21 protein-coding genes and 2 pseudogenes are annotated in these 24,963 nt (G+C 67.4%); 18 read left to right on the forward strand and 5 right to left on the reverse strand.

Annotated features, from left to right (window positions below; all coding sequences use genetic code 11):
- Nucleotides 1-110: 110 nt before the first annotated feature.
- Genes AC1Q5B_RS06645 through AC1Q5B_RS06655 form a run of 3 tightly spaced genes read right to left on the reverse strand, consistent with a single transcriptional unit; the run spans nucleotide 111 to nucleotide 1,489 of the window.
- A complete protein-coding gene (locus AC1Q5B_RS06645; RefSeq protein ID WP_238394868.1) occupies nucleotides 111-833 on the reverse strand; it encodes an SseB family protein in 723 nt (240 codons plus the stop codon).
- 10 nt (nucleotides 834-843) lie between these two features.
- The gene (locus AC1Q5B_RS06650) at nucleotides 844-1,230 is read right to left on the reverse strand and encodes a BPSL0761 family protein (RefSeq protein ID WP_338014929.1); all 387 of its coding nucleotides are present in this window, start codon (nucleotides 1,228-1,230) and stop codon (nucleotides 844-846) included.
- On the reverse strand, nucleotides 1,163-1,489 hold the full coding sequence (locus AC1Q5B_RS06655) for a hypothetical protein (RefSeq protein WP_162108761.1): 327 nt from the start codon (nucleotides 1,487-1,489) through the stop codon (nucleotides 1,163-1,165). The genes AC1Q5B_RS06650 and AC1Q5B_RS06655 overlap by 68 nt, the downstream gene beginning before the upstream one ends.
- 84 nt (nucleotides 1,490-1,573) lie before the next feature.
- Between AC1Q5B_RS06655 and AC1Q5B_RS06660 the strand changes: the two genes are divergently transcribed.
- From AC1Q5B_RS06660 to AC1Q5B_RS06680, 5 genes and pseudogenes are all read left to right on the forward strand, one after another.
- Complete coding sequence (locus tag AC1Q5B_RS06660; RefSeq protein WP_056877930.1) at nucleotides 1,574-1,804, forward strand: helix-turn-helix domain-containing protein; 231 nt, start codon at nucleotides 1,574-1,576, stop codon at nucleotides 1,802-1,804.
- Nucleotides 1,805-1,869: 65 nt separating this feature from the next.
- A pseudogene (locus tag AC1Q5B_RS06665) lies at nucleotides 1,870-3,060 on the forward strand (ATP-dependent DNA helicase RecG); the annotation flags it as partial.
- Between the two features lie 136 nt (nucleotides 3,061-3,196).
- A complete protein-coding gene (locus tag AC1Q5B_RS06670) occupies nucleotides 3,197-4,135 on the forward strand; it encodes a nucleoside hydrolase (protein WP_492630960.1) in 939 nt (312 codons plus the stop codon).
- Between the two features lie 73 nt (nucleotides 4,136-4,208).
- Nucleotides 4,209-4,451 carry a type B 50S ribosomal protein L31 gene (locus AC1Q5B_RS06675; protein WP_162336762.1) on the forward strand — a complete coding sequence of 81 codons (243 nt, stop codon included), beginning with the start codon at nucleotides 4,209-4,211 and terminating at the stop codon, nucleotides 4,449-4,451.
- 261 nt (nucleotides 4,452-4,712) lie between these two features.
- Nucleotides 4,713-6,002 (forward strand): citrate synthase, encoded by a 1,290-nt coding sequence (locus AC1Q5B_RS06680; protein ID WP_492630961.1) that lies wholly within the window; start codon nucleotides 4,713-4,715, stop codon nucleotides 6,000-6,002.
- 69 nt (nucleotides 6,003-6,071) lie between these two features.
- Here AC1Q5B_RS06680 and AC1Q5B_RS06685 read toward each other — a convergent pair whose 3' ends face one another.
- Both AC1Q5B_RS06685 and AC1Q5B_RS06690 read right to left on the reverse strand, forming a co-directional pair.
- Nucleotides 6,072-6,728 carry a hypothetical protein gene (locus AC1Q5B_RS06685; protein WP_492630962.1) on the reverse strand — a complete coding sequence of 219 codons (657 nt, stop codon included), beginning with the start codon at nucleotides 6,726-6,728 and terminating at the stop codon, nucleotides 6,072-6,074.
- Nucleotides 6,729-6,829: 101 nt separating this feature from the next.
- Nucleotides 6,830-9,253: a penicillin-binding protein 1A gene (locus AC1Q5B_RS06690; protein WP_492630963.1), complete on the reverse strand. Its 2,424-nt coding sequence runs from the start codon at nucleotides 9,251-9,253 to the stop codon at nucleotides 6,830-6,832.
- Nucleotides 9,254-9,469: 216 nt separating this feature from the next.
- Here AC1Q5B_RS06690 and AC1Q5B_RS06695 point away from each other — a divergent pair, with 216 nt between their 5' ends.
- The 13 genes and pseudogenes from AC1Q5B_RS06695 to tkt all read left to right on the forward strand — a co-directional run bounded on the left by AC1Q5B_RS06695 (nucleotide 9,470) and on the right by tkt (nucleotide 24,933).
- Entirely contained in the window at nucleotides 9,470-10,528 is a 1,059-nt protein-coding gene (locus AC1Q5B_RS06695) for a pilus assembly protein PilM (RefSeq protein ID WP_492630964.1), read from the forward strand.
- The gene (locus AC1Q5B_RS06700; protein ID WP_492630965.1) at nucleotides 10,528-11,283 is read left to right on the forward strand and encodes a PilN domain-containing protein; all 756 of its coding nucleotides are present in this window, start codon (nucleotides 10,528-10,530) and stop codon (nucleotides 11,281-11,283) included. The genes AC1Q5B_RS06695 and AC1Q5B_RS06700 overlap by 1 nt, the downstream gene beginning before the upstream one ends.
- A complete protein-coding gene (locus AC1Q5B_RS06705; RefSeq protein WP_492630966.1) occupies nucleotides 11,280-11,969 on the forward strand; it encodes a type IV pilus inner membrane component PilO in 690 nt (229 codons plus the stop codon). Before AC1Q5B_RS06700 ends, AC1Q5B_RS06705 begins: the two co-directional genes overlap by 4 nt.
- On the forward strand, nucleotides 11,969-12,490 hold the full coding sequence (locus tag AC1Q5B_RS06710) for a pilus assembly protein PilP (RefSeq protein WP_492630967.1): 522 nt from the start codon (nucleotides 11,969-11,971) through the stop codon (nucleotides 12,488-12,490). Before AC1Q5B_RS06705 ends, AC1Q5B_RS06710 begins: the two co-directional genes overlap by 1 nt.
- Nucleotides 12,491-12,651: 161 nt before the next feature.
- Nucleotides 12,652-14,424, forward strand: a pseudogene (locus tag AC1Q5B_RS06715) (type IV pilus secretin PilQ); the annotation flags it as partial.
- A 169-nt stretch (nucleotides 14,425-14,593) separates the two neighbouring features.
- Entirely contained in the window at nucleotides 14,594-15,583 is a 990-nt protein-coding gene (locus AC1Q5B_RS06720) for an AAA family ATPase (RefSeq protein ID WP_492630968.1), read from the forward strand.
- Nucleotides 15,584-15,603: 20 nt separating this feature from the next.
- Nucleotides 15,604-16,500, forward strand: a complete 897-nt coding sequence (locus AC1Q5B_RS06725) for a DUF58 domain-containing protein (protein ID WP_492630969.1) — start codon at nucleotides 15,604-15,606, stop codon at nucleotides 16,498-16,500.
- A 2-nt stretch (nucleotides 16,501-16,502) separates the two neighbouring features.
- A complete protein-coding gene (locus AC1Q5B_RS06730) occupies nucleotides 16,503-16,958 on the forward strand; it encodes a DUF4381 domain-containing protein (protein ID WP_492632054.1) in 456 nt (151 codons plus the stop codon).
- Nucleotides 16,955-17,977: a vWA domain-containing protein gene (locus tag AC1Q5B_RS06735; protein ID WP_492630970.1), complete on the forward strand. Its 1,023-nt coding sequence runs from the start codon at nucleotides 16,955-16,957 to the stop codon at nucleotides 17,975-17,977. Before AC1Q5B_RS06730 ends, AC1Q5B_RS06735 begins: the two co-directional genes overlap by 4 nt.
- A complete protein-coding gene (locus AC1Q5B_RS06740) occupies nucleotides 17,974-19,725 on the forward strand; it encodes a VWA domain-containing protein (RefSeq protein ID WP_492630971.1) in 1,752 nt (583 codons plus the stop codon). The genes AC1Q5B_RS06735 and AC1Q5B_RS06740 overlap by 4 nt, the downstream gene beginning before the upstream one ends.
- Nucleotides 19,722-21,392 carry a BatD family protein gene (locus tag AC1Q5B_RS06745; RefSeq protein ID WP_492630972.1) on the forward strand — a complete coding sequence of 557 codons (1,671 nt, stop codon included), beginning with the start codon at nucleotides 19,722-19,724 and terminating at the stop codon, nucleotides 21,390-21,392. The genes AC1Q5B_RS06740 and AC1Q5B_RS06745 overlap by 4 nt, the downstream gene beginning before the upstream one ends.
- A 131-nt stretch (nucleotides 21,393-21,523) precedes the next feature.
- Nucleotides 21,524-22,837 (forward strand): dicarboxylate/amino acid:cation symporter, encoded by a 1,314-nt coding sequence (locus AC1Q5B_RS06750; RefSeq protein WP_492630973.1) that lies wholly within the window; start codon nucleotides 21,524-21,526, stop codon nucleotides 22,835-22,837.
- Nucleotides 22,838-22,935: 98 nt separating this feature from the next.
- Nucleotides 22,936-24,933, forward strand: a complete 1,998-nt coding sequence (gene tkt / locus AC1Q5B_RS06755; protein WP_492630974.1) for a transketolase — start codon at nucleotides 22,936-22,938, stop codon at nucleotides 24,931-24,933.
- Nucleotides 24,934-24,963: the final 30 nt, after the last annotated feature.

Here is a 24,963-nt window from a genome sequence, read left to right on the forward strand (position 1 = left end):
CAAAGCAATTGGCAGAAGCTCAGCTACAGTAACCCCGGACTCCAAATGGTTCCGCTACTGAAAGCGGGGGGACGTCGCAACTCGTAGGACTTCGCCATGTCCATAATTGCTTATCTATTTGGCGACAGCATGCAGATCGCGCCTACCTGGTTGATAAACTCAGGCTTCGGACCAGCTGCATCGTAGACCGCCACATCAATGATCTGGTCGATTCTAGGATTCATGTTATGGATCGCCGAGATGACAGCTCGGGCGCCGCGCTCCATATGCTTAAGCTCTACGCCTAGGTATAGAAGTAGCGTCATGGGTGCGGAGCTTCCATCGATCGGCCGCTTCTCTAAAACAAACATCGTTTTGATGAACGGGCTTTGGGCGACACCCATACGGAGCGTCTCCACGAGCGCGCTAGGTAAATTCTCTGCTGGACGAACAGCAAAGCCATTTTCTGATTCCACCTTCTCGAAGGTGTCAAGAGTTCCCGTTCTCAACAGTACGCGGACTTCCTCCGGATATAGCACTGCGCCACCATCGTTTGGGTTGACCATGAGAGTTGCGCCGAGGGTTGCCTTGAGAAGTTCTGCGCAAGGCAGGTGAATTGTTCTTACGGCACGGGAGGCGGCCCGTTCGGATCGATGCGCCGATGTAAAGAAGGGAATGGCGTCGAATCCGTCTGGATGGCGGAACTGGATTAGTCGAACATTCTTGGAGTCATCCGAGACGGGAGCATGTACGTAGACCATGGCGTTCAGTAGGCAAGTGAAGAACTGAGCCTCATTGACGAAGCTCTTGAGCCCGAGCTCGAAACAGCGCTCCAACTGTTGTTCGCTGACCATTGCCACGTCTCTAGCCTCCAATGTGCGGGCCTGACATGTATCCCCGCACCCATTCAGGGTCAAAGTCGGCTACGAGGTAGTTCTGCAAGAGGTGAGACTTCGCTACTTCTAGGAGACGCGCCTCGTTTTCGGCGATCGCGGCAACGTCCGACACTGAAGGAAAGTGACGGAGCAATCTATATGCTTCTGTTCGAATCTCTCTGGGTACATGTTGGTTGGCGGAAAGATCCCGAAGGAATGCACCGGCTTGGATGAGGTTTCTTGTGCGTTCCACTGGCATAGTCATAGCTGAGCGCTCCGCTCTCCTATTCGCAGCACCTAGCGTTGAGTCAGTCGCGAAGCCGCTGCGAGTTGAACTCGATGAATCTATGCATCTCTCCACGCATCGTGGCGGCATCAGTGGGTAGTGAAATTCCCAACTGGCGGCATAGTGTTCGAGCGAAAGCTTGCTGGGCTTTGGTAGGTGGCTTGAACTTCCAATCGATCACTTCCGGAAGTCCTCGACTTATCTCCTCCGCAAGGCGCTTGCAGAAGTTCTCGTGTTCCCAGCCGTCTTTCACTGCCGACAAGTAGCGGGACACCGCGTCGAGAGAGTCGGGTGCTATGGAGAGCTCTAGAGTGAGGTCCAGATCCGGCGCGACAAGGAACAGGTTCATTTGGTTCACCTGGATATCGTTGCTCCCAGAATGCTACCGTAAATACTGTAGACCGAAAATGCTACGAGTCGGACCCTTCGCGCCATGGCAGGCGCGGGAATTCAGGTCAGGCTGGGCAGGGCAGTGAAGGCTGCAAGGATGCGTTTGGGCTATTCTCAGGAAGCCTTGGCCGATGAATTGGGTATGCATCGCACCCAACTGGGCCATATCGAGCAAGGGCTCAAGGATTGCCGGCTTTCAACGATCGTCAGGATCTCAACGGCGCTCGGGCTCCCACTGAGCCAGTTGTTCGAGCAAATCGAGGCTAGTGAATAGTGGGCTACCTGCCCTGTCGGGACCGGCGCCGCTAGTCTGAACGATTTCCTTGATATGGGCTTGCTAACATAAGAAGCGGGAAGACCGTGGTCGCGGCGCTGGCGGGCATGCTCGCCGTCGAGGCGGGCAAGCAGGTGGCGCTGGCGGCACCGACCGAGCTGCTGGCGGAACAGCACCTGGCCAACCTGCGTGCCTGGCTCGAACCCCTGGGGGTGCGCGTGGCGTGGCTGGCGGGCAAGGTTACCGGCAAGGCGCGCGCGACCGTGCTGGCACAGGTGGCGTCGGGCGAGGCGCAGGTGGTCGTCGGCACGCATGCGCTGATGCAGGAGGCGGTGGTCTTCAATGACCTGGGTCTGGCGATCGTCGACGAGCAGCACCGGTTCGGCGTGCACCAGCGACTGGCATTGCGCGACAAGGGCGCCGCCGCGGATCGCGTGCCCCACCAGCTGGTCATGACCGCGACGCCGATCCCGCGCACGCTCGCGATGGCCGCCTACGCGGACCTGGACGTGTCGGCCATCGACGAACTGCCGCCGGGGCGTACGCCGGTCCACACCGTTGCGTTGAGCGCGGAGCGCCGGCCGGAGCTGGTCGAGCGCATCCGCACGGCGTGCGCGGAAGGGCGGCAGGCCTACTGGGTCTGCACGCTGATCGACGACAGCGACGAAGTGGTCGCGCAGGCCGCGCAGACCACGTTCGAAACCCTGTCCGCCTCGTTGTCCGCTCTGCGGGTCGCGCTGGTGCACGGGCGCATGAAGGCGGCCGACAAGCAGGCCACGATGCGCCGCTTCAAGCAGGGCGAGATCGACCTGCTGGTGGCGACCACGGTGATCGAGGTCGGCGTGGACGTGCCCAACGCATCGCTGATGATCATCGAAAACGCGGAACGGCTGGGTCTCGCGCAACTGCACCAGCTGCGCGGGCGCGTCGGTCGTGGCGCGACCGCATCGACCTGCGTGCTGATGTATCAGCCACCCTTGTCGATGATGGCCAAGCACCGCCTGGCGACGATGCGCGCGACCAACGACGGTTTCGTCATCGCCGAGAAAGATCTGGAGCTGCGTGGTCCCGGCGAACTCCTCGGCACGCGGCAGACCGGTCTGGCCGCATTCCGCGTCGCCGACCTGGCGCGCGACGCGGGCCTGTTGCCGCAGGTGCATGCGCTGGCGGAGCGGTTGCTGGCGGACGATCCGGCGGCGGCGGATCGCGTGATCCAGCGCTGGGTGGGCGGCGCTGCCCGGTACGCCTCGGCGTAGCCTGCGTAGAGCCGAGCTTGCTCGGCTGAGGACGATCCGTCTCAGCGGAGCACGCGCCGCTCTGCAGAAGCGCGAAGCTTCCCTGCGCGTTCCAGCGGTGCGAGACTCGGCGGCCGAAAAGACGAAGAGAAGAAGGATGACGGACAGGATTCCCCTGCTGATCGACACCGATCCCGGTGTCGACGATGCGCTGGCTCTGTTGATGGCGTTCAACGATGCGCGCCACGACATCGTCGGCCTGACCATCGCGGCCGGCAACGTGGGCCTGCAGCACACCGTGCGCAATGCACTGAAGCTGTGCGAGGTCGCGGACCGCGACGACATTCCCGTGTTCGCCGGCGCGCCCGCGCCTCTGCTGCATCCATCCCCGGATGCGGGGTACGTGCACGGCCAGGACGGCTTCGGTGATGTCGGCTTCACGCCGGCCGCGCGCCAGGCCGACGCCGAGCACGCGGCGCTGGCGATCCTGCGTCTGTCCCATGAACATGCCGGCCGGCTCGTGCTGGTCGCGCTCGGACCGCTGACCAACGTGGCGCTGGCGCTCAAGCTGGACCCTACGCTGCCGCGGCGGATCGCGCGCCTGGTGGTGATGGGCGGCGCGGTGACCTGCCACGGCAACATCACGCCGGCCGCGGAATTCAATTTCTACTTCGATCCCGAAGCCGCCCACCTGGTGCTCGACGCCTTCGAACGGTACGACCTGGCCGACTGGGAGTCCACCATTGCCCATGGCCTGCATCACGGGCGCGTGGCGGACTGGTTGCGGGCGGATTCCGACCGGGCCCGCTTCTACGACCGCATTTCCGAGAAGACCCGGCTGTGGTCCGCCGACCGCCGCGGCGACCACTGGTTCGCGGCCGACGCCCTGGCCATGGCCTTCGCGCTGGCGCCGGAGGGCGCGCTGGAACTGGCCGAGCGCCCGTTGGCCATCGAGCTTCAGGGCGCCCATGCCCGCGGCGCCTCGATCGTCGACTGGCGCCGGGAAGGGGGACGGCCCGACAAGGCCAACATCCTGCTGCGCTACGACCAGAGCCGGTTCGAGGCCCTGATCGGGGCGGCGCTGGCGGCCGGCTGAGACCGGGTTGCGCGGGACGGGGAGGGCGGTCTACAATGCCGCTCTTCCATTCCCGCTACACGGTGTTCCCGCCATGAAGGCCGACATCCACCCGAATTACCGCGAAGTCGTCTTCCACGACGTGACCTCCGATTTCAAGTTCCTGACGCGCTCCACGCTGGGCAGCAAGGAAACGACGAAGTGGGAAGACGGCAACGAATACCCGCTGATCAAGGTCGAAATCTCCTCGGCCTCGCACCCGTTCTACACGGGCAAGCACAAGGTCATCGACACCAGCGGCCGCATCGACAAGTTCCAGAAGCGCTACGCGCGCTGATCGAACCGTCGTTCGCCTGATCCGCCTGCGGCCGCGCCTTGTGCGCGGCCGTTCGCGTTTGCGCGTGCCGGATCGTGCGTTCCGCCGGAACGCACGGTTGCGCCTGCGGCCTCATTCTTTGGTCTGACGCGGATGCGGTACCGAGCGACGGCTCCAAAGGCCGTGTGCGATAATTCGCGTCATCCAAGGTTCACTCCCTGGACTCCCGTCACGCGCCGCCCGGACCTCTGGCCGGCGTTACCCCACGAAGGAGCGCACACTGTGTCCGAACTTGACCAGGTCACGCTGAATGCCGGCGACAAATCGGTCGTCCTGCCAGTCCTGAAGCCCACGCTTGGCAACGACTGCGTCGATATTTCCAAGCTGACCAAGGAAACGGGTCTCTTCACCTACGACTCCGGTTTCACCGCCACGGCCAGCTGCAAGTCGGCCATCACCTACATCGATGGCGACAACGGCGTGCTGCTGTACCGCGGCTATCCCATCGAGCAGTTGGCCAAGCACTCCAGCTTCCTGGAGGTCTCGTACCTGCTGATGAACGGCGAACTGCCGACCCCGGCCGAATTCGCCAAGTTCGAGCACGAAGTCACGCATCACACGATGATGCATGAGTCGCTGAAGAACTTCCTGCACGGCTTCCATTACGACGCGCACCCGATGGCCATGCTGGCCGGCACCGTCGCCTCGCTGTCGGCGTTCTACCACGACACGCTGGATCTGGAAGATCCCGAGCAGCGCCGCCTGGCGGCCATCCGCCTGCTGGCGAAGATGCCGACCCTGGCCGCCGCCGCCTATCGCTATTCGATCGGCTGGCCGATCCGCTACCCGCGCAACAACCTCGAATACGTCGACCGCTTCCTGCACATGATGTTCGAAGTGCCGAGCGAGCCGCTGGAGACCAACCCGGTCATCGCCAAGGCGCTGGACCTGCTGTTCATCCTGCACGCCGACCACGAGCAGAACGCGTCGACCTCGACCGTTCGCCTGGTGGGTTCGACGGGCGCCAACCCGTACGCCTCGGTCGCCGCCGGCATCACCGCATTGTGGGGTCCCGCGCATGGCGGGGCCAACGAGGCCGTGCTGAAGATGCTGGAAGAGATCGGCACGCCGGACAAGGTCGAGACCGCCATCGCCAAGGCGAAGGACAAGGAATCGGGCTTCCGCCTGATGGGCTTCGGCCACCGCGTCTACAAGAACTTCGACCCGCGCGCCAAGATCATCCGCGAGATGACCCACAAGGTGCTGGGCGAACTGGGTGTCGACGATCCGCTGCTGGAAGTGGCCATGAAGCTGGAAGAGGCCGCGTTGAAGGACGAGTACTTCATCCAGCGCAAGCTCTATCCCAACGTCGATTTCTACAGCGGCATCATCTACAAGGCGCTGAAGATCCCGACCGAGATGTTCACCGTCATGTTCGCCATCGGCCGCACGGCGGGCTGGGTCTCTCACTGGCTGGAACAGCAGGTCGACCCGGAAGCGAAGATCGGCCGTCCGCGCCAGATCTACACCGGCTACGCGCCGCGCGACTACGTGCCCACCGACAAGCGCTGATACGGGTCGGCGGCACGATGGAAAAGGCCCCTCACGGGGCCTTTTTCGTTGCGGGCGTCATGCGCGGCCTCAGCGGCGCGCCGCATCCAGTTCGTAGCTCGCGATGTCCTCTTCGGCGAGCAGCTGCCGCAGCTGGACCGAGGACGCCCGTTTCATCGGTTTCTCGTCGACGCTGGAGAGCGGCGCCTGGCGCAGCGCATCGTGTGGCAACACGGTCAGGTCGAAGCCCAAGTCTTCGGCGCTGAACACCCACACCGGCAGGTCAGCCACCCGCTCGCGGTCGAGGCGAAGCCGGCGTTCGCGCGAATCGGCGGGGATGCGGTGTTCTTCCAGCAGGCGGGTGATCGCATCCGGGTCGTCGCTGTGAACGTGCAGATGGACCGGGGTGCTGGCATCGGCCGTGCCTTCGAGTACCGGGCCGACCAGGCGCGGCGAGAAGGCCGACAGGAAGTCCATCGCGCGCAAGGCCGCCTCGCGGCGCTGCCGCAGGCCCGCGGTGTGCGCGTCACCCGCGAACAGGCGCTGGTACTCGCGCAGTGCGTCTTCGATCTCGCGGTTGCGGGGCAGGGAGGCATCGTCGTGGATGCCCAGCCGGCTGGCCGCCTTGAGCTTGGCCTGGTGGAAGTCGCGGATGCCGCCTTCGGCCATCAGCCGGGCCGCCTCGTGCGCAAGCCGTTGGCGACGCTCGCGGGTGCGCGTTTCGGCATGTTGGCGGGCGTGGTGCATGGCAGGCCTCCGCGTCGAAACTGACCGCGAATGTACACCATGTCCCCGACGCGTCCATGACGGCGCCATGACGCCGTCATGCAGCCAACGGCGGCGGGCGGTCAGAAGATGTCGAAGGCTTCTTCGTCGGGCACGGCATCTGCCGGGCCATAGAGGTCGTAGTCCTGGATCCGCTCCATGTCCTCGACCTTGACCCATTCGGTCACGCCGTTGAGCGTGGCCTGCACCATGCCCTCGGGCGGATCGTTCCGCGCGACCGGTGCGTCCTTCAGGGCCGCACGCATGTAGTCGATCCAGATCGGCAGTGCGGCCTTGCCGCCGTACTCGCGGTAGCCCAGCGACTGGAAGTTGTCGCGGCCCACCCACACCACCGTGGCGTAGGTGCCGCCGAAGCCACCGAACCAGGCGTCGCGGTGATCGTTGGTCGAGCCGGTCTTGCCGCCCACGTCCTCGCGGCCCAGCACCTTGGCCGCCGTACCGGTGCCGCGCTGGACGACGTCGCGCATCATCGACACCATCTGGTACGCGGTGCGCTCGTCGATCGCGCGCGGGGCCGTCACCACGTTCGGGTCCGCTGGCTTCTCCTCGGCCTTCGGTTCGGCGGCGGCCGTCGCCGGCTTGGGCGCGTCGGCAGGCCCGAAGTTGAATCCGTCCACCACCTGCGAGGCCGGCGTGCCGGCGCCGTGCTGGCCGCCTGCGCCGCAGCCGCGGCAGGCGACGGCCGGATTTTCCTTGAACACCACGTTGCCTTCGCGGTCCTTCACCTGGTCGATGAACCAGGGCGTCACGCGCGAGCCGCCATTGGCGAACACGGCGTAACCGCGGGCCACCGACAGCGGCGTCAACGAGGCCGTGCCGAGCGACATCGACAGGTTGGGCGGCAGTTCGGCTTCGTCGAAACCGAACTGGCTGATGTAGGTGCGCGCGAACGGCACGCCGATGCCGTCGAGCAGGCGCACCGACACCAGGTTGCGCGACTGCACCAGCGCTTCGCGCAGCCGCATCGGGCCGCGGAAGCCGCCGCCGTCGTTCTGCGGACGCCACATGTGGCCACGGCGGTCGCGGAACACGACCGGCGCGTCCAGTACGATCGACGCCGGGTTGAAGCCCTTGTCGAACGAGGCGGCGTACAGGAACGGCTTGAAGCTGGAGCCGGGCTGGCGGCGCGCCTGCGTGGCGCGGTTGAACTTGTTGCCGGCGAAGCTGTAGCCGCCGACCAGCGCGCGTACGGCGCCGTTGGTCGCATCGAGAGAAACCAGCGCGGCCTGCGCACGCGGGATCTGGTCGATCACGTAGCTGCCTTCTTCCTTGCCCGCCTTGATGCGGGTCAGGTCGCCACGCTTCAACAGCTTCGCAGGGGAGCGCCCGGTCCACTTGCTGGCGGCCACCGGCAGGGTGACTTCCCGGCCGTCGGCCATCACCACCGTCGCGCTGCCGTCGTCGGCGACGCGGGCGACGACGACGGGCAGCAGGCCGTTCTGGGCGGGAATGCCGCGCAGATGGACGGCCAGCGCCGCCGCATCCGCATCGGCAGGCACGTCGAAATGCTGTTCGACGCCGTTCCAGCCGTGGCGGTGGTCGTACAGGCCGAGACCGTCGCGGACCGCGTCGTTGGCGGCGCCCTGCAGCGTGGCATCGAGCGTGGTGGTGACGTGGTAGCCCTTGGTCAGCGCCTCCGGCCCGAAGCGCGCGACCATCTCCTGGCGCACCATCTCGGCCACATAAGGAGCATAGACTTCGATCGGCCGCTCATGCGGCTTGGCATGCATCGGCTCGGCCTTGGCCTGGGCGGCCTCGGCGGCGGTGACGTAGCCGTCTTCGCGCATCCGCTCGACCACGTAGGCGCTGCGCTGCTGGTTGCGGCCGGGATTGCTGATCGGATTGCCGCTGGACGGGAACTTCAGCGCGCTGACCAGGGTGGCGGTTTCGGCCAGGGTCAACTGGTCCAGCGTCTTGCCGTAGTAGTACTCGGCCGCGGCGGCCACACCGTAGGAACGGTTCCCGAAGAAGCTCTTGTTGAGGTACAGCTCCAGGATCTCGTCCTTGGTCAGCATGTTCTCGATGCGCATGGCCAGCATCATTTCCACCAGCTTGCGGGTGTAGCTGTACTCCGAACTGAGGAACCACTGGCGGGCGACCTGCTGGGTGATCGTGCTGCCGCCGGCCACACGGCCTTCCTTGCGGCTGGCGATCTGCCACACGGCGCGGGCGATGCCCGTCGGGTCGATGCCGTTGTGCTCGTAGAACTTGCTGTCCTCGGCCGCCACGAAGGCCTGCTTGACCCGGGCCGGGACCTTGTCTATCTGCACGGGGTAGCGGCGGATCTCGCCGTACAGCCCCATCAGGCGGCCGTCGCTGGCGTAGATGTAGAGGGGCTCCTGCAGCTCGACGTTCCGCAGGGCCTGGACGTCCGGGACCTTGGACGAGACCGTGTAGTACAGCACCCCCAGGCCGACAGCGCCGGCCAGGGCAAGTATCAGGAACGTGATGAGGGTCCAACGGAGAAGACGACGGAACCGGGACATCCAGTGCTTTCCGATTGCAGAATTCGTAGCGGCAGAGTATAGATGACCGCCGGGATCGCCACAGGCGATTCCAAGGGGAACAGGGACTTGGGGAACAACCCTCGTGAAACGTGACAAGCCGCACAGCCACGTCATCGGCGGTTGCCAAGCGTAAAAAGTTGGTTATTAATGTCGGCGCACAGTGTGCGTCCAGTGCCCGTCGGAAGGGGAAAGACCGTGGGGCTAATCCCAAAAAGCCAGTCGCCGCTCATCGGCGTCGACATCAGTTCGACTGCGGTAAAGCTGCTGCAGCTGTCGCGCGTGGGCAACCGTTACCGGGTTGAACACTACGCCGTCGAGCCGCTGCCGCCGAATGCCGTGGTCGAGAAGAACATCGTCGAGGTCGAGGCGGTCGGCGAGGCCATTCGCCGCGCGGTCAACCGTGCGGGCAGCAAGGCGAAGTTCGCCGCCGCTGCCGTCGCCGGTTCGGCGGTGATCACCAAGATCATCCCGATGCCCGCGGACCTCGACGAGAGCGATCTGGAAGCCCAGGTCGAGCTCGAGGCGGTCAACTACATTCCCTATCCCATCGAGGAAGTGAACATCGACTTCGAGGTGCTGGGCCCGATGCCCAACAACCCGGAGATGGTGCAGGTACTCCTCGCCGCATCGCGTTCCGAGAACGTCGAGCTGCGCCAGTCCGCACTGGAGCTCGGCGGCCTGACCGCCCGGGTCATGGATGTGGAAGCGTTCGCCGTCGAGAACGCCTTCGCCCTGATGGCCACCGACCTGCCGGTCCCGCAGGACGGCGTGGTGGCGCTGGTCGACATCGGCGCCACGATGACCACGCTCAACGTGCTCCGCCGTGGCCGCAGCCTCTACAGCCGCGAACAGGTATTCGGCGGCAAGCAGCTGACCGACGAAGTGATGCGCCGCTACGGTCTGACGTATGAAGAGGCCGGCCTGGCCAAGCGCCAGGGCGGCCTGCCGGAAAGCTACGAAGTCGAAGTGCTCGAGCCGTTCAAGGAAGCCACCGTCCAGCAGATCAGCCGCCTTCTGCAGTTCTTCTACGCCGGCAGCGAGTTCAACCGCGTCGACCAGATCGTGCTGGCCGGCGGTTGCGCCGCGCTGCCCGGCCTGCCGGAGATGGTGGAAGAACAGCTCGGCGTGCCGACCGTGGTCGCCAACCCGCTGGCGCAGATGACCCTCGGCCCGCGCGTGCAGGCGCATGCGCTGGCTCAGGACGCGCCTGCGCTGATGATCGCCACCGGCCTGGCTTTGAGGAGCTTCGACTGATGGCAAGAATCAACCTACTCCCATGGCGTGCCGAACGCCGTGCGCAGCGCCAGCGCGAGTTCTACGTCATGCTGGGCGCCGCCGCGATCGCCGGCCTGCTGCTGTCCTTCCTGCTGTGGTTCCATTACGACCGCCAGGTGGCCGGCCAGACCGAGCGCAACGATTTCCTGAAGGACGAGATCGCCAAGGTCCAGGCGCAGAACAAGGAAATCGAGAAGCTCGACGAGCAGAAGCGTCGCCTGCTGGCCCGCAAGGACGTCATCGAGAAGCTGCAGGCCAACCGTTCGCAGATGGTCCACCTGTTCGACTCGCTGGTCCGCACCATTCCCGATGGCGTGATGCTGGCCAACATCAAGCAGGAAGGCGAAGTCCTGACGTTGCAGGGCCGCGCGCAGTCCAACGCGCGCGTCAGCGCCTACATGCGCAACCTCGAGACGTCCGGCTGGATGACCAAGCCCGAGCTGTCGATCATCGAAGCCAAGCCGGAAGAGGTCAAAACGCTGACCAACACCGGCGCCGGCAGCGCGCTGCCCTACGTGTTCACGCTGCAGGTCAGGCTGGCCAATCCCACCGCCGAGCAGGAGGCCGAAACCGCCGCGGCCGGCGCCGCGCCTGCCGATCCGAACGCGCCCGCCGCCGCGCCGCCGCCGGCCGGCGCACCCCTGGAAGGCCAGCCGACGCCACCGGCGCCCGAAGCGCCCGCACCTTCGGCGCCGCCAAGCAGCACCACTCCGGCTTCCGGGAGCAACTCATGAGCCAGAAGACATCGCTCAAGAACCTGGACATCAACAACATCGGGGCCTGGCCGCAGAACGCCAAGATCGGCTTCTGCGTCGTGCTGGCCATCTTCATCCTGGCCCTGTCGTACTTCCTCGTCGTGAGGGGCAAGACGCAGACGCTGCAGTCGCTGGAACAGGAAGAAGTCCGCCTGCGCCAGGACTTCGAGAAGGAGCAGGCCAAGGCCGCCAACCTCGAACCGCTGAAGCAGCAGCTCGCTCAGATGGAACAGGTGTTGCAGCAGATGCTGCGCCAGCTGCCCAGCAAGACGGAAATGCCGGACCTGATCATCGACATCTCGCAAACCGCGCTGTCCAGCGGCCTGACCAACGAGCTGTTCCAGCCGCAGCCGGAAACGCTCAAGGAGTTCTACGCCGAGAAGCCGATCCAGTTGCGCATGGTCGGCAACTACCACCAGTTCGGCGCTTTCGTCAGCGGCGTGGCCTCGCTGCCGCGCGTGGTCATCCTCACCATGCACGACATCTCGTTGCAACCGAAGGAAGGCAAGGGCGGCATCAACCGCGGCGCGCTCGAATTGTCCGGCACGGTCAAGACGTACCGCTACCTGGACGAGACCGAGGTGGCCGAGCAGGAGGCTGCGGCCGCCGAAGCGGCCAAGGCCAGTCGCAAGAAGAGTGCGCCCGCCTCGGGAGGAGCCCCGTGATGCGCAGCAACTGGCATTGGATGGTCCTCGTCGTCCTCGTGACGTCCGGCTGCGCGCGCGGAGTCACCAGCACCCCGGGCGACGCCCCGAATCTCGAGAAGTGGGTGGAGGACGTGCGTGCGCGGCCCGCGCCCCCGCTTGAACCGTTGCCCGTGATGCAGCAGTTCGAGACCTTCGAGTACGCAGCACAGACGTTGCGTGATCCCTTCAGCAACGCCTGGAGCAATGCCGATGCGGGCGGGCTGCGGCCGGATCCGAACCGGCGCAAGGAAACACTGGAGCAGTACCCGCTGGACAGCCTGGACATGGTCGGCACGATCGGCAAGGGGGCAGGTCTGGTGGCACTGGTGATGGGGCCCGACAAGGTCACCTACCGGGTACGTCCGGGGAACTACCTGGGCCAGAGCGATGGACGGGTCACGTCGGTCCGCGAAGATGGCGTCGAACTTGTCGAACTAGTGCCGGATGGCGCGGGCGGCTGGCTGGAACGGCCGGCGTCGCTCTCGCTTGAAGATCAATGATTGGGGGATACACGATGACCGCTACGAATGCCTACCGCCTGCGGCCGTCCCGGCGCCTGGCCATTTTCCGGCTCTGCTCTCTGGGGCTGGCCATCGGCCTGCTTGCCGCGGCCAGCGCCGCCGGTGCCGTCTCGCCGACGGCGCAAGCAACGTCCCCCGTCGCCGTCCAGCCTGCCTCGGCCGTGTCGGTATCGAACATCGACTTCCGCCGCGGAGAAGACGGCGCCGGTCGACTCGTCATCAAGTTCGACGGCCAGGGCGCCGCGCCCGACCTGCGCAACCAGGGTGACAGCGTGGTGGTGAGCGTCGGCAACGCGACGTTGCCGGCCTCACTGCAGCGTCCGCTGAACGTCGTCGATTTCGCGACGCCGGTGCAGCGCGTCGATGCCCAGAGCAAGGGGGGCGGCACGCAACTGGTGCTCAGCACGCGCGGCGACTTCGAATCGCTCGCCTACCAGTCCGGCAACGAATACGTGGTCGAGATCGTGCCGCGCGCCGGCCAGAAGGCCATGGGCGACGCGAGCGCCACGGCAGGTACCAGCGCCTCGGCGGTGGTCGCCGCCGCGCAGCGGGTCGCCTCCGATGCGCGCCGTTACAGCGGCCGCCCGGTGACGTTCAACTTCCAGGACGTGCCGGTGCGCACGGTGCTGCAGTTGATCGCGGAAGAATCGAACCTCAACATCGTCGCATCCGACACGGTACAGGGCAACGTCACGCTGCGCCTCGTCAATGTGCCGTGGGACCAGGCGCTGGACATCGTGTTGCGCGCCAAGGGCCTGGACAAGCGCCGCGACGGCGCGGTCATCTGGGTCGCGCCGCAGCCCGAACTGGCCAAGTTCGAGCAGGACAAGGAAGACGCCCGCATCGCGATCGAGAATCGCGAGGACATGGTCACCGACTACATCCAGATCAACTACCACAGCGCGGGCGCGATCTTCAAAGCGCTGACCGAGGCCAAGGGCATCGGCGGCCAGGGCAGCGGCGGCGGTGGCGGCGGTGGCGGTCGCGACCAGGAAAACGGCTTCCTGTCGCCGCGCGGGCGCATCGTCGCCGATGAGCGCACCAACATGCTGATGATCAGCGACATTCCGAAGAAGGTCGCGCAGATGCGCGAGCTGATCGCGAAGGTCGACCGGCCGGTGGACCAGGTGCTGATCGAGGGCCGCATCGTGATCGCGACGGATACGTTCGCGCGCGATCTGGGCGCTCGCTTCGGCATCCAGGGTCGTCGTTTCGGCGACCGCAGCCAGGGTATCGGCGGCTCGCTCGGCGGAAACGCCGGCAATATCGGGGACCCCGCCGATCCGATCACGCCGGGCGGACTCAACGTCAACCTGCCGGCCGGTGGATTCACGGATTCTCCTGCGGGTGCGTTGGCCTATACGCTGCTCGGCCGCAACTTCGCGCTCGATCTCGAACTGTCGGCGATGCAGGAAGAAGGGCGCGGCGAAGTCATCTCCAATCCCCGTATCGTGACCGCGAACCAGCGCGAAGGCGTGATCCGCCAGGGTCGCGAGGTGGGTTACGTCACCATCACGGCCGGTCAGGGCGGCGTCGCGACGCCTAACGTGCAGTTCAAGGAAGCCTTGCTTGAGCTGAAGGTGATGCCGACGATCACCAACGACAATCGCGTCTTCATGAATCTCAACGTCAAGAAGGACGAAGTGCGCCGTTTCATCACGCTCGAAGGCTATGGCAGCGTGCCCGAGCTGGACAAGCGCGAGATCAACACCGCGGTGCTGGTGGAAGACGGCCAGACGGTCGTGATCGGTGGCGTCTACGAGTTCACCGACCGCAGCAGCGTGGCCAAGGTCCCGTTCCTCGGCGACATTCCCTTCCTGGGCAACCTGTTCAAGAAGAAGGGCCGCAGCAAGCAGAAGGCCGAGCTGCTGATCTTCATCACCCCGAAGGTGCTGTCGGTCGCCAAGCGCTGATCGTTGCGTTCGACGCTGTGCAGAAGACGGGCCGCGGATGCGGCCCGTCTTCGTCTGGGCGCCGTGCGACGCGAACTCCCGCTGAACCCGTGCCCTTTCTCACGGGGAGGGTGGGAACCTGCGTGGCACACTGGTGTCCCAAGCGCACCCCCGTACCGTCCGGAAGCCCATGGATAGCACGTCACCCGATGCCCGCCTGTTCGACCGCTTCACCGTCCTGCGGGAGGACCTGTCGCAGACCATCGTCGGGCAGGCGGCGCTGGTCGAACGCCTGCTGATCGCGCTGCTGGCCGATGGCCATCTGCTGGTCGAAGGTGCGCCAGGCCTGGCGAAGACCACCGCCATCCGCGCGCTGGCGTCGCGCCTGCAGGCCGATTTCGCCCGGGTCCAGTTCACCCCCGACCTGTTGCCGGCAGACCTGACCGGTACCGAGGTATGGCGCCCGCAGGACGGCCGCTTCGAATTCCAGGCCGGGCCCATCTTCCATCCGCTGCTGCTGGCCGACGAGATCAACCGTGCGCCAGCGAAGGTGCAGTCGGCGCTGCTGGAGGCCATGGGCGAGCGGCAGGTCACGGTGGGCCGGCATACCTATCCGCTGCCGGCGCTCTTCCTGGTGATGGCGACGCAGAATCCGATCGAGCAGGAAGGCACGTTCCCGTTGCCGGAGGCGCAGCTCGACCGCTTCCTGATGCACGTGAAGATCGGCTATCCCGAAGCGGCGGCCGAAGCCGACATCCTGCGGCTGGCGCGCGACCGGGCTCGCGAGCAGATGCAGTCCGTTCCGGACCTCAGCGCCCGCATGCCGCTGGAGGATGTCTTCGAAGCGCGCAGGCAGGTGCTGGACCTGCACCTCGCGCCCGCGCTCGAGCGCTACCTGATCGAGCTCGTGCTCGCCTCGCGCGATGCGTCCCGCTACGACGCGTCGCTGGCGCGGCGCATCGCCTGGGGCGCCAGTCCGCGTGGCTCCATCGCGCTCGAGCGGTGCGCGCGTGCGCGTGCCTGGCTGGCGGGTCGCGACTTCGTGACGCCCGACGACGTCCGCGCCATCGCACCGGACGTGCTGCGTCACCGCGTTTTGCCCAGCTACGAGGCGACGGCCGAAGGCTGGGATGGCGACCGCCTGGTGAAGGCCCTCCTCGACGTGGTTCCGTTGCCCTGAGCCTGGATCGCGCACGGCCCATGAACGAAGGCATCACGCCCACGCTGGCCGAACTGATCGCGTTGCGCGCCAGTGCGCAGCGACGACCGCCCGCGCGGCGTGGACGGCATTCCGTGACCGGCCCGTCCGCATCGCCGCTGCGCGGACGCGGCATGGAGTACGCGGAGTCGCGCGAATATGTCGCCGGCGACGATGTCCGCCACATCGACTGGCGCCTGACCGCGCGCAGCGGACGCACGCATACCAAGCTGTTCCAGGCCGAGCGCGAACGGTTGACGCTGATCGTCGCCGACACCTCACCGCTGTTGTATTTCGGCACGCGCACGCGCTTCAAGTCGGTGCAGGCCGCGCGCGCCGGTGCTGTCGCGGCATGGCAGGCGGTGCGCGAGGGCGATCGCTTGGCCATCCTGCGCGGCAGCATGGTGGAAGCGCCGGTTCCCCCCGCCCCCGGTACGCGCGGGGCGCTGCGGGTGCTGGATGCGCTGGTGCGCTGGTACGAGGCACCGCCGACGGACGACCTGGGGTTGGCATTCGCGCTAGACCATGCGGCCCGCCTGCTGCGGCCGGGATCGCGCCTGCTGGTCCTCGCCGATCCCCACAGCCTGGCAGCCATCCCGGAATCGCGCTGGCCGGCGCTGGCGGCGCATCACGACGTGGTCGTCCTGCTGCTGACCGATCCGCTGGAGACTGCGCCGCCCCCGCACCGCCTGCCGTTCGTCGTAGGCAGCCAGCGCGTCGAACTCGACCTGGCCAGCGACGCGCAGCGCGAGGCGTGGCGCGCCGAATTCCAGCTGCCGCTCGAGCGCGCGCTGGACCGGCTGCCCGCGCGGGGCGTGCAGGTGCGCACGCTGTCCACCGATGCCCCCAGCGATGCGTGGCTGGTCGCGCTGGGCCGCGCGCAGCCGCAGGTGGCATGAGCATGGGCCTGGCGACGCTGGTGCTACGGGATGTGCACGTGCCGGCGTCGCCATCGTGGTGGCCGCTGGCGCCGGGCTGGTGGCTGGTGCTGGGAGGGCTCTTTCTGCTGGCGGCAGGGACCGTTGCGTGGCGGGTCGCCGTCCGCCGCAGGCGTCGCACATGGCAACGCTGGTTCGATGCGGCGGGCGACGCGCTCACACCCGCCGGGCAGGTGGCCGCGATGTCGGAGCGGTTGCGCCGCGCCGCGCGCCGCCTCGACCCTTCGGCGGACCGGCTGGAAGGCGACGCCTGGTTGCGGTTCCTCGACGGCGAAGGCGGAGGCCATGCGTTCTCGCAAGGCCCCGGACGCCTGCTGCTCGACGGTGCCTATCGTCGCGACGTCGCGCCTGCCGAGCTGGCTGCGGCGGCCTCGGTGGCGCGCGCGCGCTTTCTCGAACTGATGGCGGGAACGCGATGAGCGTGTCGCTGCCCGCATGGCAATGGTTGCAGGACGGGTACGCGGGATTCGCGTGGCCGTGGATCTGGCTGGCGTTCCCGTTGCCTTGGCTGGTGGGCTGGTTGCTGCCCCCGAGGCGCAGCCAGGAGGACGCCCTCAAGGTGCCCTATGGCACGTCGGTGCAGGCGATCGCGCGACAGGGTGGGCGGGGACTGCCGAGGCGTGCGGCGGCGCTGGCTTGGCTGGCGTGGTTCCTCTTGTGCGCCGCTGCCGCACGGCCACAGCAGTTCGGCGATGCGGTCACGCCGTCCGTGAGCGGCCGCGACCTGATGCTGGCGGTGGACCTGTCGGGCAGCATGACCGAACCCGACATGGAACTGGGCGGCGCCGTCGTCGACCGGCTGACGGCCGCGAAAGCGGTACTGGCGGATTTCCTCGACCGTCGCGAGGGCGACCGCGTCGGCCTGCTGGTGTTCGGACAGCGCGCGTATGCGATGACGCCGTTGACCCGCGACCTGAAGACCGTGCGCGAACAGCTCCACGATGCCGTGGCCGGCCTGGCGGGACGCGAAACCGCCATCGGCGACGCGATCGCGCTGGCGGTGCGGCGCCTGCGCATGCAGCAGGACGGCCAGCGTGTGCTGATCCTGCTGACCGACGGCGTCAACTCCGCCGGCGTACTGACGCCGCAGAAGGCGGCCGAACTGGCGAAAGAGGAGCGCGTACGCATCCATACCATCGCCTTCGGCAGCGACGGCGGACTCAGTGTGTTCGGCATTCCACTGCCGATGCCGGCCAGTTCGGCCGAGGCCATCGACGAAGCGACCCTGCGCGACGTGGCGAAGCAGACGGGCGGGCGTTTCTATCGCGCGCGCGATACGCGGGAACTGGCGGGCATCTATGCCGAGCTGGACCGGCTCGAGCCGGTGGAACAGCCCGGCAAGGCGGTGCGCCCGCGCATCGAGCGTTATGCGTGGCCGCTCGCCGGCGCGCTGGCGGTGTCGCTGCTCGCCTTCGCGCTGCCGCGGAGGCGCACATGAGCCTCGACTGGGCCGCGCTGCACCTCTTGCGCCCGCATTGGCTCTGGGCGCTGGCGGCACTGCCGCTGCTGGCCTGGCTGTGGCGCATGCAGCGGCAGCGTCGCAGCGCATGGCGCGGGCATGTCGATGCCCATCTGTTGCCGCATCTTCTCGTCCGGGGCGGTGCACGAGTGCGTGCCGGCGTCGTCGTGGCCGCGCTCGCGTACGTGCTCGCGGTGCTGGCATTGGCTGGCCCCAGTTGGCGTCAGGCCGAGCAGCCGCTGTGGCAGGCGCAACGGCCGCTCGTCGTGGTGCTCGACCTGTCCAGCCGCATCACCGCCTCCGATCTGCCTCCCTCGCGCCTGCTGCAGGCACGGGCGAAGCTGGCGCAGGTGCTGGAAGCGCGCGCGGGCAGTCCGATCGCGCTGGTGGCGTACGCGGAAGATGCGTTCACGGTGACCCCCCTCACCGACGACACCGCCAATATCCGCCTGTTCCTGGATGACCTGGCGCCGGACATCATGCCGGCGGACGGCCAGCGCACGGACCGTGGTATCGCGTGGGCGGCGCAGCTGCTGGCACAGGCGGATGCGCGGGCCGGCGACATCCTGGTGCTCACCGACCGCGCGAACACGGCGGCGGTGGCTGCCGCGACGGCAGCGCGAACGCGGGGTTACACGGTGTCCGTGTTGGGCCTGGGCACCGCCGCCGGCGCCGCGTATCGCGGCAGCGATGGCGTGATCGGGCGCGCCGCACTGGATGCGGCGTCGCTGCGCGGACTCGCGGCGGCCGGCGGTGGGCGCTATCAGGTCTTGACGGCCGACGCCGGCGACTTTGCCGCGTTGGGCATGCCGTCGACCGGGCTGATGGCGGCGGGCACGACGTCGGCCGGTGGCGGCAAGGCGTGGCGCGATGAGGGCTACTGGCTGCTGATTCCGCTGATGGCGCTCGCCTTGCTGGCGTTCCGTCGGGGTGCCCCGCTCGTACTGGTCGGTGCGTTATGGCTGCCGATGGCGTCGCCCGCCTCCGCTGCCGGTGCCGATTGGTGGCAGCGTGCCGACCAGGCCGAACACGCGCGCCTCGTCCAGGGCGCCGATGCCTACCGGCAAGGCGATTTCGCGGCGGCCGAGAAAGCCTTTGCAGGCATCGACACGGCCGAAGGCTGGTACAACCTCGGCAACGCGCTGGCGAAACAGCAGCGCTACGACGACGCCATCGCCGCTTACGACCGCGCGTTGCGCGCGCGGCCCGGCATGCCCGACGCCGTGGCGAATCGCGCCGCGGTCGACGCCGCGCGAAAGCGGCCGCCGTCGTCGGACGACAGCCAGGGCAAATCCGGACAGCAGGGCGATGGGAAGCAGGGATCCCAAGGATCGCAGCACGATGCGAAGTCCTCTCCGGGCGAACAGAAGAACGCGTCGCCCTCGCAAGCGAAGGGCGCACCTTCGTCGCAGGACCAGGGGAAGACACCGCCTGCGGCGAGCGCACCGTCGCGTGCGCCATCGTCATCGCCGCCCGATGCCGCCGCACAATCGGCCGCCGACGCCGCCCAGCGCGAACGCATGCGCGAGGCGATGGCGCAGGCCGCCGCGCAACGCGCGGAACAGGCGCCACAAGACAAACCGGCCGTACAGGCCGAAACCGCCGAGCAACGCGAGCGACGCCAGGCGGTCGATGCCTGGCTGAAGCGCGTCCCGGATGAGCCCGGTTCACTGCTGAAGGCGAAATTCCGGCTCGAACAGGAACGCCGGCAGAAGGAAGGACGATGAAACATCGGATAGCGCTGCTCCTGTGCCTGCTGGTGACCTGGCCGCTGTCGTCGCTGGCGGCCACGCGCGCATGGCTGGAACAGACGCAGGTCGCGCTCGGTCAAGCGGTAACGTTGAACGTGGAAACCGATGCGGTGTCCGCGACACCGGATCTGACGCCGCTGATGCGCGAGTTCGACGTCGAAGGGCAGTCCGACAGCCGCAGCGTGCGGATGGTGAACGGGCGCGTGAGCAGCAGCACGACGTTCGCCTTGACGCTGCGTCCGCGCCGCGCCGGCACGCTGGCGATTCCCGCGTTGCAGGTCGGTGCCGAGCGTACCGTGCCGCTGATGCTGGAGGTATCCGCGACCCCGACGGCGAGTGCGGCGTCCAATGGCCTGGTGTTCGTCGAAACCGAGGTCGACGACGCCAGTCCCTATGTGCAGCAGTCGGTCGGTGTCACGGTGCGGTTGTTCTACGCCACGCCGCTGGTGTCGGGCCAGCTCGATCTGGATCCGCCCGACGGCGCGCTGCTGCAGCGCGTGGGTGAGATCGTGCAGTCGAGCCGCGAGATCGACGGGCGCCGCTACAACACGGCCGAGCGGCGGTTCCTGCTGGTGCCCGAGCGCAGCGGCCCGCTGACGTTGCCGGGTGCGCGCTTCAGTGGGCGCGGTGCCGGCGGTTGGATGGACGACCTGCTCGGTGGCAACAGCCGCGAGGTCAACCTCACCGGCACGCCGCGCACCTTGCAGGTTCGACCGCAGCCGGCGAACGCACCGCAGCCCTGGTTGCCGGTGCGCGACCTGCGCTTGCGCTATACCGCCGTGCCCGAGCAGATGCGCACCGGCGAAGCCGCCACCCTCACCATCGAGACCACGGTCATCGGCGCGACGCAGGCGCAGTTGCCGGAGTTGCCGGCGCCCGTGGTGCCCGGCGCGCAGGTGTTCGCCGAACCTCCGCAGTACGACGAGAGCTTCGTGAGCGGCACCCCGCAGGTGAAGCTGACGCGCCGCTATTCCCTGGTGCCGTCGCAGCCGGGCACGCTGTCCGTACCCGGTGTCGCAATGGCCTGGTGGGATGTGCGGGCGGGAACCGGCAAGCGCGCGACCCTGCCCGACCTAAGTCTTCCCGTCGTGGCGGGGAGTGGCCAGGCATCGCGTCCGCCGACACCCGCGGACGCCACACCGGCGTCGCAGGGCACGACGGAGGACGGTGCGATCGCGCTGGCGGGCGAGCGGCAGATACCCGTGCAGCTGTGGCCCTGGCTGGCGGCCGGCTTCGCCCTGCTCTGGCTGGCCACGCTGGTGTGGGGACTGTCGCGTCGGCAGGGCGGCGTGAACATGTCGCGTGTGCGCCCGTCTCGGATGGAAGCCAGCGTGGTCTCGTCCGCGACGCACACCGCCGCCGACCTGAAGCGCGTGCTCGATGCCGGTGATCTCGACGACATCGAGGCGGTGCTGTGCGGCATGGCGCGTCCGGTGGCCGCCGATCTCGACGATCTGCAGCGCCGGTTGGCGTCGCCCGCGCAACGCGCGGCGGTGGATCTGCTGCGCCGCGCCCGCTGGGCCGGCGGCGACCCTGCGCAGGCCCGTCTGGCCTTGCGCGAAGCGTTCCGTGGCGGACCGCAATGGCGGACCCCGGAAGCGGGGGGCGTCGAAGAGCCCCTGCCGCCGCTCTATCCCCGGTAAGGGAAACGGCGCGGCCGTTCGTCATGCCGATAGCGGCAGCGCGCCAACGCCGCAGACTCGCCCGTTGAGCGTGGAGGGAGCGCCATGCCGGGTTTGCTAAGCTCCCGACTTTGTCTCCGCAGGACCCGCCGATGACCGACGCCACGCCCGCCACCCGCGCCAAACTGCCCCTGCACTGGAAGATGGCCATCGGCTTCGGCATCGGTCTGCTGGCAGGGCTCATCGTCCATGCGACGGGGCAGGGCGATGCCGGTTGGGTGCAGGACGTCACGAAGTACGTCACCACGCCCTTCAGCAAGGTCTTCCTCAACCTGATCTTCATGCTGATCGTGCCGCTGCTGTTCTCGGCGCTGGTCTGCGGCATCGCCGAGATGGGCGACATCCGCGCATTGGGTCGAATCGGCTGGAAGACGCTGGCCTACACCGTCGTACTGTCGGCGGTCGCGGTGCTGATCGGCCTGGTGCTGGTGAACCTGCTGAAGCCGGGCGTCGGCGTCGATCCGGTGATGGCGCAGCAGTTGATCGCCGAGAACGCCGAACGCACCAAGGACATCGTCGCCAGTGTCGGCACGCAGCCGACCGGCATGGACATGCTGCTGTCGATCGTGCCGGACAACGTGATCGGCGCCGCATCGAGCAATGCCGCCATCCTGTCGCTGATGTTCTTCGCGGTGATGTTCGGCATCGGCCTGGTGCTGACGCCGTCGGAGAACACCGGTACCCTCAAGCGCGGCATCGAAGGCGTGTTCGAGATCTCGATGACGCTGATCGGGCTGGTCATCCGCCTGGCGCCGTACGCGGTGGCCTGCTTCATGTTCAACCTGGCCGCGATCTTCGGTTTCGACCTGCTGGTGCGGTTGGGCCAGTACGTGTTCGTGGTGGTGCTGGCGCTGGCGCTGCACCAGTTCGTCAGCTATTCGGTCGCGCTGAAACTGGCCGGCTATTCGCCGCTGACGTTCTTCCATGGCGCGCAGGAAGCGATGGTGATGGCGTTCTCCACCGCGTCCAGCAACGCCACGCTACCGACCGCGCTGCGCGTGGCCGACGAGAAGTTGGGCCTGCCGCGCACGGTCTCGCGCTTCGTGCTGACCGTGGGCGCGACCGCCAACCAGAACGGCACGGCGCTGTTCGAGGGCGTGACGGTGATCTTCCTGGCGCAGTTCTTCGGCGTGGACCTGTCGCTGGGCCAGCAGTTCATGGTGATGCTGGTGTGCATCCTCGGCGGCATCGGCACGGCCGGCGTGCCGTCCGGCTCGCTGCCGGTGGTGGCGCTGATCTGCGCGATGGTGGGCGTGAACCCGATCGGCATCGGCCTGATCCTGGGCGTGAACCACTTCCTCGACATGTGCCGCACCACGCTCAACGTCACCGGCGACCTGACCCTGGCCTCCCTGGTGGCCAAGGGCGAGCGCAACGACGTGACGCTGCCGGGCCAGACGGACTAACACCCTCGCCGTAGCCCCGCAACCGCGACACGGCGGGCGGGGGGTGGGACAATGGGGCGCCCGCAGCCCGCCGGGCGCCGCCCCCTGCTCCGACTCCCATGACGACGCCCACCCGCCGCCAGCTCGCCAACGCCATCCGTTTCCTCGCCGCCGACGCGGTGCAGGCCGCCAATTCCGGCCATCCCGGCATGCCCATGGGCATGGCCGACATCGCCGAGGTGCTGTGGAACGATTACTACCGCCACAGCCCGTCGAACCCGCACTGGTTCAACCGCGACCGCTTCATCCTGTCCAACGGCCACGGCTCGATGCTGCAGTACGCGCTGCTGCACCTGGCCGGCTACGACCTGCCGCTGCAGGAACTGAAGAATTTCCGCCAGCTGCACAGCAAGACCGCCGGCCATCCGGAGCGCCACGAGACGCCGGGCGTCGAGACCACCACGGGTCCGCTCGGCCAGGGTTTCGCCAACGCGGTCGGCTTCGCGCTGGCCGAGAAGCTGCTGGCGCAGCGCTTCAACCGCGAAGGCCACGACATCGTCGATCACCGCACGTTCGTCTTCATGGGCGACGGCTGCCTGATGGAAGGCGTCTCGCACGAAGCCGCTTCGCTCGCCGGCACCTGGGGCCTGGGCAAGCTGGTCTGCTTCTGGGACGACAACAAGATCTCCATCGACGGCAACACCGACGGCTGGTTCACCGACGACACGCCGGCGCGCTTCGAGGCCTATGGCTGGCAGGTGGTGCGCAACGTCAACGGCCATGATCCGGTCGAGATCAAGACCGCCATCGATACCGCGCTGAAGAAGGCCGACAAGCCTACGCTGATCTGCTGCCGCACCACGATCGGTTTCGGTTCGCCGAATAAGGCCGGCAAGGAGTCCAGCCACGGCGCACCGCTGGGCAAGGACGAACTGGACGCCACGCGCGTCGCACTGGAATGGCCGTACGGTCCGTTCGAAGTGCCCGCCGACATCTACGCCGGCTGGAACAAGGTCGACGCCGGCAAGGCCCTGGAAGCCGACTGGAATGCGCTCTTCGACGCCTACGCCGCGCAGTACCCCGAGCAGGCCGCCGAGCTGAAGCGTCGCGCGTCCGGCGAACTGCCGGCCGATTTCGTCGCGCAGGCCGATGCCTACATCGCCAAGGTGCAGGCCGAAGGTCCGGTCATCGCATCGCGCAAGGCGTCGCAGAACGCTATCGAAGCGTTCGCGCCGCTGCTGCCGGAACTGGTCGGCGGCTCGGCCGACCTGGCGCATTCGAACCTCACGCTGTGGAAGGCGAGCAAGTCGGTGTCCACCACCGATCCGAACGCCAACTACGTGTACTACGGCGTGCGCGAGTTCGGCATGACCGCGATCGCCAACGGCCTGGCGCTGCACGGCGGCTTCGTGCCGTTCGACGCCACCTTCCTGGTGTTTAGCGACTACGCGCGCAACGGCGTGCGCATGAGCGCGCTGATCCCGGCGCACGCCATCCACGTGTACACGCACGACTCCATCGGCCTGGGCGAAGACGGCCCGACCCACCAGCCGGTCGAACACCTCGCCTCGCTGCGCTATATCCCGAACAACGACGTGTGGCGTCCGTGCGACGCGGTGGAATCGGCGGTGGCGTGGAAGCAGGCCATCGTGCGCCAGGACGGCCCGAGCTGCCTGGTGTTCTCGCGCCAGAACCTGGCGCACCAGCCGCGCACCGGTGCGCAGGTCGCCGACATCGCGCGTGGCGGCTACGTGCTGGCCGATGCCGACGGCACGCCGGACGTGATCCTGATCGCCACGGGTTCGGAAGTCGGCCTGGCCACGCAGGCGAAGGCGACGCTCGATGGACAGGGCATCAAGACGCGCGTGGTGTCGATGCCGTCGACCGACGTGTTCGATCGCCAGGACGCCGCCTACCGCGAAGCGGTGCTGCCGAAGGCGGTGCGCAAGCGCGTCGCCATCGAAGCCGCCATCGCCGATTTCTGGGGCAAGTACGTCGGTTTGGACGGTGCAGTGATCGGCATGACGACCTTCGGTGCCTCCGCCCCGGCCGACGCGCTGTACAAGTACTTCGGCATCACCGCCGAGGCGGTGGTCGAGGCGGCGAAGTCGCTCTGAGGCCCATCGCCCTGTAGGAGGGGCTTTAGC

Source organism: Pseudoxanthomonas sp. GW835-FHT14C01 (genome assembly GCF_058793715.1).